The 7,888-nt window shown below is 73.1% G+C and carries 8 protein-coding genes; 3 read left to right on the plus strand and 5 right to left on the minus strand.

Annotated elements, in window-relative coordinates; all coding sequences use genetic code 11:
• Window positions 1–26: 26 nt before the first annotated feature.
• From ACIWVC_RS12905 to ACIWVC_RS12925, 5 genes are all read right to left on the minus strand, one after another.
• A complete protein-coding gene (locus ACIWVC_RS12905) occupies window positions 27–1,370 on the minus strand; it encodes a hypothetical protein (RefSeq protein WP_396446699.1) in 1,344 nt (447 codons plus the stop codon).
• Between the two features lie 128 nt (window positions 1,371–1,498).
• Window positions 1,499–1,930 carry a tRNA (adenosine(37)-N6)-threonylcarbamoyltransferase complex ATPase subunit type 1 TsaE gene (tsaE, locus tag ACIWVC_RS12910; protein WP_396446711.1) on the minus strand — a complete coding sequence of 144 codons (432 nt, stop codon included), beginning with the start codon at window positions 1,928–1,930 and terminating at the stop codon, window positions 1,499–1,501.
• 35 nt (window positions 1,931–1,965) lie between these two features.
• Window positions 1,966–3,054, minus strand: coding sequence for an alpha/beta fold hydrolase (locus tag ACIWVC_RS12915; protein ID WP_396446700.1), 1,089 nt, complete (start codon window positions 3,052–3,054; stop codon window positions 1,966–1,968).
• A gap of 11 nt (window positions 3,055–3,065) precedes the next feature.
• Window positions 3,066–4,190 carry an alanine racemase gene (gene alr / locus ACIWVC_RS12920; RefSeq protein ID WP_396446702.1) on the minus strand — a complete coding sequence of 375 codons (1,125 nt, stop codon included), beginning with the start codon at window positions 4,188–4,190 and terminating at the stop codon, window positions 3,066–3,068.
• Window positions 4,191–4,340: 150 nt separating this feature from the next.
• Window positions 4,341–5,804 (minus strand): NAD(P)H-hydrate dehydratase, encoded by a 1,464-nt coding sequence (locus tag ACIWVC_RS12925; RefSeq protein WP_396446703.1) that lies wholly within the window; start codon window positions 5,802–5,804, stop codon window positions 4,341–4,343.
• A 226-nt stretch (window positions 5,805–6,030) separates the two neighbouring features.
• Between ACIWVC_RS12925 and ACIWVC_RS12930 the strand changes: the two genes are divergently transcribed.
• The 3 genes from ACIWVC_RS12930 to ACIWVC_RS12940 all read left to right on the plus strand — a co-directional run bounded on the left by ACIWVC_RS12930 (window position 6,031) and on the right by ACIWVC_RS12940 (window position 7,619).
• Window positions 6,031–6,891, plus strand: coding sequence for a helix-turn-helix domain-containing protein (locus ACIWVC_RS12930; protein WP_396454165.1), 861 nt, complete (start codon window positions 6,031–6,033; stop codon window positions 6,889–6,891).
• Window positions 6,782–7,153 (plus strand): DUF397 domain-containing protein, encoded by a 372-nt coding sequence (locus ACIWVC_RS12935; protein ID WP_396454166.1) that lies wholly within the window; start codon window positions 6,782–6,784, stop codon window positions 7,151–7,153. Before ACIWVC_RS12930 ends, ACIWVC_RS12935 begins: the two co-directional genes overlap by 110 nt.
• A gap of 259 nt (window positions 7,154–7,412) precedes the next feature.
• Window positions 7,413–7,619 carry a DUF397 domain-containing protein gene (locus tag ACIWVC_RS12940; RefSeq protein ID WP_396454167.1) on the plus strand — a complete coding sequence of 69 codons (207 nt, stop codon included), beginning with the start codon at window positions 7,413–7,415 and terminating at the stop codon, window positions 7,617–7,619.
• Window positions 7,620–7,888: the final 269 nt, after the last annotated feature.

Here is a 7,888-nt window from a genome sequence, read left to right on the forward strand (position 1 = left end):
GGCGGTGTTCGAGCCGGGCCGGTGGTTCAGCCCTGGGCGAGCGCCTGGATCACGGCCTTGGCGACCTCGGTGGCGCCGTCGGTCGCGGCCTTGGACGAGAGCGGGTCGCCGTCGTTGGAGCCCGAGTAGTGGATCGTGACCAGGGTGTTCGCGACCCGCACGTTGCTGATGGCCTCGCCCGCGCCCTGCTTGTCGTCCACGCTGTAGACGACGTAGGCGTCGTCGCCGATGTCCTGGAGGCGCTTCTTCTCGGTGAGCTTCTGGCCGGGGAGCAGCGCCTTGCCGGACTCGTCGGCGGCGCGCTCGGAGGTGAACGTCTTGGCGGCGACGTCGGTGGGCGTCTGGTCGGCGGTGCCGGCGATCGCGCGGAGCTCCACGGTGAGCTGCCGCTTGGTGTCGCCCGCGTAGGCGCCCCACACGCACTGGTTCTGCCGCTCGCTGCTCTGGTAGTTGTCGGCCTGGGTGCGCTCGGAGCCCGGCGCCAGCCGGTCGGTGAGGTCCTTGCCGATGATCGTGCAGGAGTCGGGCACGACGGCGCGCTCGCCCTTCGCCGTCGGAGAGCTGTCGGCGGCGCCGCTGCCGACGATGCCGCCGCCGTCCTTGTCGCCGCTCGCGCCGACGCCGCCCAGGATGACGACGACCGCGAGGACGCAGACGCCGACACCGGCGACGATGCCGCCGAGGATGACGCCCCAGCGCCGCCCGCCGGCGCGGTCGCGCACCACCCGGTGGCTGCCGGTGCGGTAGCCGCCGCTGTCGGCCCGGCGGCGGCCGCCGCCACCGGTGCGGTAGCCGCCGGTGTCGGTCCCGTAGCCGCCGCTGTCCGACCGGTAGCCCCCGCTGTCGGACCGGTAGCCGCCGCTGTCGGACCGGTAGCCGCCGCTGCCCGTCTGGTACGGGCCGGTCTCGCGCTGGTAGGGGCCGCTGTCCCGCTGGTAGGGGCTCTCACGCCGGTAGGAGCCGGTGTCCTGCTGGTACGAGCCCTGCTCCGGCCGGTAGGCGCCCGTCTGGGGACGGTAGGAACCGGTCTCGGGACGGTAGCCGCCGGAGTCCCGCTGATAGGGGCCGCTCTCCCTCTGGTAGGGGGCGCTACCTGATTGCCCGGACGATTGCCCGGACGTGTATCCGCCGGCCTCGTATCCGCCGCTCTCGTAACCGGCGGTCTCATAGCCGCCGGTCGGGTAACCGCCGGTCGGGTAACCGCCGGTTCCCGCGGTGCGGCCGGGGTCCCGGTCCGGGTACCGCCCGTACTCGTCGCCGCCCGTGCCGTATCCACCGCCGTCCGGCCGGTAACCGCCGCCTGGCCCCTGGCCACCGCCCGAACCGCGGTAGCTGTCGCGGTCACTACCGCTGCGATGGCTACCACTCACCGGTTCCCACTCCCGTTAGGAAATCGATATGTCGTCTAGGTGAGGCTTGTTCCGGCAAAGAGTACGACATGTAGCCGTAAAGTGGTCCATCCCGGATGGCAAAAACCGCTGAAGTTGCCCGCGGGGCCTCATCCGGCGTTGAGTTCCAGGTCGGACCAGCGATGACCGACCCCGACGATCCTTACTTCGCGTTCCTCGCCCGGCCCGTCCCCGCGCGAAATGATCAGTTCCAGGCGGTCCTCGGCGAGACCCTCCGCGAGCCCTTCCCCCCATTCCACGACCGTCACCGATTCGGCGACGGACGCGTCGAGATCGAGATCGTCCAGTTCCGCGAAACCGCCCAGTCGGTACGCGTCCACGTGCACCAGCGGCGGCCCGCCGGCGAGCGAGGGGTGCACCCGCGCGATGACGAACGTCGGCGAGGTGATCGGGCCGCGCACCTTCAGGCCCTCGCCGATCCCCCGCGTGAGCGTCGTCTTGCCCGCGCCGAGGTGCCCGGTCAGCACGAGCAGGTCGCCCGCCCGGAGCAGGCCGGCCAGCCGCACCCCCAGGTCGTGCATGTCCGCCGCGGTGGGCACGGCGACGGTGATCGCGTTCACGCGGTGCGCTCCTCCTCCTGCTCGTAGCCGGGGCGGACGCGGGCGATCAGCCGCCGCAGCGCGCCGGTCACCACCCCCGGGTACTCCAGCGGCAGCACGTGCCCGGCCACCTCCACCTCTACCAGCTCCGCGTCGGGCAGCGCCGCCGCGATGCGGCGCGAGTGCTCGACCGGGGTCAGCCGGTCGCGGCCGCCGGCCAGCACCACCGCGGGCACGTCGCGCAGGACGTCGAGGCAGGCCGCCTTGTCGTGGCCCATCAGCGCCGGGTAGAACTCGGCGATCACGTCGATCGGCGTCGCCCGGATCATCTGCTCCAGGAAGTCGACGACGGACGGGCTGACGTACTTGTCGGCGAACGCCATCTTCCGGGTGACGACGAACGCGAGGTCGGCGCCCAGCCCGCGCGCCCGCTCCACGAGGTCGGCGCGGCGGCCGAGGCCGCGCAGCGTGCCGGGCGCGAGCGGCCGGACGACCTTCGCCAGCACCAGCGGCAGCCCGAGCGTCATCTCCGCCAGGTCGCCGCACGAGGTGTTGACGAGCGCGACGCCCACCACCCGCCGGTCGAACAGCTCGGGGTGCCGGTCGGCCAGCGCCATGATCGACATCCCGCCCATCGAGTGCCCGGCGAGGACGACGGGCGCGTCCGGCCCGGTCACCGCCTCCAGCACGGCGCGCAGGTCGTCGCCGGTCTGCTCGATCGTCGCGCGCTCCAGGCTCCCGCGGCCGGACCGGCCGTGGCTGCGCTGGTCCCAGAACACCATGCGCACCGATCCGCGCAGGTCTCGGCGCTGGTAGTGCCACGCGTCCTGGTTGAGGGTGTAGCCGTGGCAGAACACCACGGTGAGGTCGGCGTCGTCCGGGCCGTCGACCTCCACGTGCAGCGGGACGCCGTCGTCGGCCTCGACGGTCAGCGCCCGCCCGCGCAGCTCGCCGAACGGCTCGTCCGCGTCCGGGTCGGGCCGCAGCCGGACCCGGCCGACGGCGAAGTGCCGCAGCCCCACGGCCGCGCCCACGCCCGCAGCGCCGACCCCCGCGACCACGCCGGCCACGCCGAGCCTGCGCCTGCGCCTGCTCCTGTCGTCCATGCACGCGCCCCCTACAGCGCCCGTCCCGGATACGCCCTCGGCACCCGGGACCCGATGCGGGTGACGATCTCATAGGAGATCGTCCCCAGGGCGTCCGCCCACTCCTGCGCGGTCGGCTCGCCCCGGTCGCCCGGCCCGAACAGGATGATCTCCTCACCCGCCGACAGCCGGTCGTCGCCCAGGTCGATGACGAACTGGTCCATGCAGACCCGTCCGGCGATCGTCCTGCGGCGCCCGCCCGCGAGGACCTCCAGGAGGTTGGAGCCGTGCCTGGGGATCCCGTCGCCGTACCCCACGGGCACTACGGCCAGGTTCGTGGCGGTGCGCGTGGTGTACGTGTGACCGTACGACACTCCGCGACCTGCCGGGACACGCTTGACCAGCGCCGCGTCCGCCACCAGCGTCATCGCGGGCCGCAGCCCGAACGTCCCGAGCCGCGGCACGGGCGTCAGCCCGTACGTCGCGATGCCGGGCCGGACGAGGTCGAACCGCGCCTCCGGGAGGGTCAGCGTCGCCGCCGAGTTCGCCAGGTGCCGGACCTCGAACCGCGCCCCCGCCTTCTCCGCGTGCGCGACCATCTCGGTGAAGGCGTCCAGCTGCGCCGCGACCGAGGGATGGCCCGGCTCGTCCGCGCACGCGAAGTGCGACATGACCCCGGCGACCCGCACCCGCCCGGCGGCCTCGGCCTCGAGCGCCGCGTCGACCAGCGCCTCCCAGTCGGCGCCGCTCACCCCGCCCCGCGACATCCCGGTGTCGGCCTTGAGGTGCACCCGGGCCTGCCGCCCGGCCCGCTCCGCCGCCCGGACGACCTCGTCCAGCAGCCAGACCGCGCCCACGGTGAGGTCGACGTCCCGCGCGACGGCCTCCTCGTACGGTTCGCCGGGGACGCCGAGGGTCACCAGCGTCCGTACGGTGAGGCCCGCGTCCCGCAGCCGCAGCGCCTCGGCCAGCTTCGCGACCCCGAGCCACGTCGCGCCGCCGGCGAGCGCGGCCCGCGCGGCCTCGACCAGCCCGTGCCCGTACGCCTCGGCCTTCACCATGGCCATGACCTCGGCGCCCCGGGCGTGCTCGCGCAGCAGCCCGATGTTGTCGCCGATGGCGCCGAGATCGACGCGCGCCTCCGCAGGAACCCTCATGACACCCAAGTGTGCCGCTCCGTTCACCGTGCCCGGAGCACATCGCCCAGGTCACGGTCACGCCGGTGAGCGCTCCCGCGGCGCTCCACGTCCAATAGGACGCATACGCCCGACTCTCGGTTCGTCCGGCGGCGGCCGGGGCGCGGAGCCCTAGGTCACGGTGCGGAAGGCGGCCGGGAGCGCTTCGATCACGTCGCCGGCGCTGATGGGCGACTCCGCGCCGGGGTCGGGCGCGGCCGCGAGCCGGGCGGCCAGGCCGTGCAGGTAGGCGCCGGCGGCGGCCGCGTCCATGGCGGGCATGCCGCCGGCCAGGAGGGCGCCGATCAGTCCGGAGAGGACGTCGCCCGTGCCGGCCGTCGCCAGGCGCGGGGTGCCGGTCGGGTTCACCCGGACGGGGCGGTCGGCCTCCGCGATCAGGGTCGTCGAGCCCTTCAGCAGCACGGTCGCGGAGAGCTCCGCCGCGGCGCGGCGGACGTGGTCGAGGCGGGCCGCCTCGATGTCGTCGCGCCCGGCCGAGATCAGCCGGGACAGCTCGCCCGCGTGCGGGGTGAGGACGGTCGGCGCGGCGCGGCGCAGCAGGTCGCGGCGGCGCGCCAGGACGGTGAGGCCGTCGGCGTCCACGAGGACGGGCAGGTCGGTGGCCAGGACCGCTTCGAGGAGGCTCTCGGCGGCGTCGTCCGTGCCGAGGCCGGGGCCGGCGACCCACGCCTGGACGCGCCCGACGCGTTCGAGGGCCTTCGGGCCCGGTTCGATGACCGTGGTGACGGCCTCCGGCCAGCGGTGCCGGACGAGCTCCACCGGGTGCGCGACCGAGGCGAAGCGGACCATTCCGGCGCCGCCGTGCACCGCCCCGCCGGTGCACAGGACGGCCGCGCCGGTGAACTCGTCGCCGCCCGCGAGGATGCCGACCACGCCGCGCCGGTACTTGTCGGACTCGGGGCCGGGCGCCGGGGGCTGGACGTCCGCGGGGCGGGGCGCGACGACGTCGGGGTCGGGCAGGTCGGGGCCGAGTCCGATGTCGACCAGTTCGACCACTCCGCAGTGGGACGCTCCGGGATCGATGAGAAGCCCCGGTTTGTACGTCCCGAAGGTGACGGTGACGTCGGCGTGGACGGCGGCCCCGTCGACGCGGCCGGTGCTCGCGTCCACCCCGCTCGGCACGTCGCAGGCGACGACGAGGCCGGCGGACTCGGACGCGAGCGCGGCGTACCGGGCGTGCGGCTCGCGCAGCCCGCCGCTGCCGCCGATGCCGGTGAGGCCGTCGATGATCAGGTCGGCGCCGGTGACGGCGGCCTCCTCGCCGCCGCTGAGGAGGCGCCCCCCGGCGGCGCGCAGGGCGGCGAGGCCGCCTTCGTGGATCCTGGATCCGGCCTGGACGACGTGCACCCGGGCGCCGCGCCGGGCGAGCCGGGCCCCGGCGTAGAGGGCGTCGCCGCCGTTGTCGCCTCCGCCGGCGAGCAGGACGACCCGGGACCCGTACACGGCGGGCAGGAGGCGGGCGCAGACGGAGGCCAGGCCGGCGGCGGCGCGCTGCATGAGGGCGCCGTCCGGGAGCCGCGCCATCAGGGCCCGCTCCGCCGCCCGCACCTTGCCGACCTCGTGCGCGTACCTCATCACCGGCTCCCCATGTCGATCACACACTTAGCGTGCCACGGGAATGCGCCCCGCAACCCTGCCCGCCCTGCATTTGCAGGTTGCATTGCAAGTTTCGGTGTCAGGTGCGCAAGAGAATCATCGGCCGTAGAATCTTGCTCAACCGCTCCCGGGTATTCGCTTCCGCGGCACCGGGTGCGGCAGAATACGCCCAGATCAGTCCGCCGGGACTGGAGAGGCCCGAGCAATGAGCACTTCCCGAGGTCCCTCCGTCCGGCAGCGGCGGCTCGCCGCCGAGCTCCGGAGGCTGCGCGAGCGCAGGGGTCTCACCGGGGACGAGGTCGCCGAGCGGCTCGCCTGGTCCACCGCCAAGGTCAGCCGCATCGAGAACGCCCGCACCGGCGCGAAGATCGGCGACGTGCGGCGCCTGCTGGAGCTGTACGAGGTCGACGGCCCCCGCCACGACGACCTGATCTCCCTGGCGCACGACGCCGCGCAGCGCGGCTGGTGGGAGGAGTACCGCGACCTGCCGAGCCCCCTCGCCGATTTCATCGCGCTGGAGTCCGAGGCCACGGCCGCCCGGGAATGGGGCAGCACGGTCTTTCCCGGGCTGCTGCAGACGGAGGACTACGCGCGGCACGTGATCGGGGGCTGGAGCGACCTCGCCACGCTGCCCCCGCAGGAACTGGAACGCCGGCTGGAAGTGCGCATGCGGCGCCGCGCCCTGCTGGAGGGCCCCCGCCCGCTGGAACTGTCGGCGGTGCTCGACGAGTCGGTTCTGCAGCGCCTGATCGGCGATCAGAAGGTCATGCGGGAGCAGCTCGAACATCTCTGCCGGATGACCGAGCTGCCCAACGTGAACGTGCAGATCCTGCCCCTCGGGGTCGCACACTCGGTGTTGGCCGAAACGTTTATCCTTCTGGAATTCTCACCTGTGCATGACATCGTTTTCCCTGATATCGTGCACGTCGAATCCCTGACAATCAGCCACTTCGCGGATGAGGCTGTTACCTATATGTACAGGCTCGCCTATTCAAGCCTGGCGGGCCAGGCGCTGGACGCCGACGAATCCCGGCGCCGCATCGCCGCGGCCAAAGACGCCTGGTGACGGGTCCGCTAAGCGGCTCAATCCTTGTGAAAGGCACCGAGTGTCCCCTTTCGCCACTCCTGCTCCGCACTGGAGGAGAAGCGCCCACTGCGGGGCGAGTAACACCTGCGTCGAAATCGCCGCACTGGCCGGTTCGTCCCCTTCCATTGGGGCACGCGACGCCAAGCACGGTACGCAGAGCCCGGTCCTGTCGTTCTCGCACGGAGAGTGGCGGGACTTCCTGGACCGCGCCAAGAACGGCGAATTCGACCTGCTTCGATGACGCGGCGCTGAAGCGCCGCTGAGCCCCTCCGCCGCCTCACGAGGGCCGGGCGGAGGACACGCCGGACGGGCCGGGTCCCCACGCCAGACCCGGCTCTTCGCCACCTCACCGGAAACTCTGGCCCTACCTCGCCGCGCCTGTCACACGGGTACCGCGCCACCCGTTCGTGATCAGGCGTTTTTTGCGATCTTGTTACCGTGTGCTTGACGCACCGGCAGCGCGGCCGAGTTCGATGCAACTTTCGATGCAGGGAGCCGGAATGAGTTTCCACGCGACACCGCCCGACCAGTGGCGAAGGAGCACCCGATGCGGCGCCAGCAACGGCTGCGTCGAGGTCGCCCGGTTCGCGGGCGGCGACATATCCGTACGGGACACCGAGGACGCCTCCGCCCGCCTCGACTTCGGCCCGGCCGAATGGCGCGCGTTCACCGAGGCCGCCAAGGCCGGCCGTTTCGACCGCCCCTGAACGCGCACTGAAACCGACACTGCAAATTACACCGGCCTGAGATTCTCACAACGGCGCGAGAATTGCATCCGAGCGCGATTTCCTGGACCGTTATCCGCATTAGGGCCGGAAGACCGGGAGGCGGACAGCGCACGTCCCTGACCGGCGCCTTGCGGGCCGTCCGCGAACGGGCGGGGCCGCCCCGGCCGCGGGGCCGGGGCGGCACGCGGGCTATTCGACGGTGACGGACTTGGCGAGGTTGCGGGGCTGGTCGACGTCGTGCCCCTTCG

The organism is Actinomadura sp. (assembly GCF_044508335.1).
GTDB lineage: Bacteria > Actinomycetota > Actinomycetes > Streptosporangiales > Streptosporangiaceae > Spirillospora.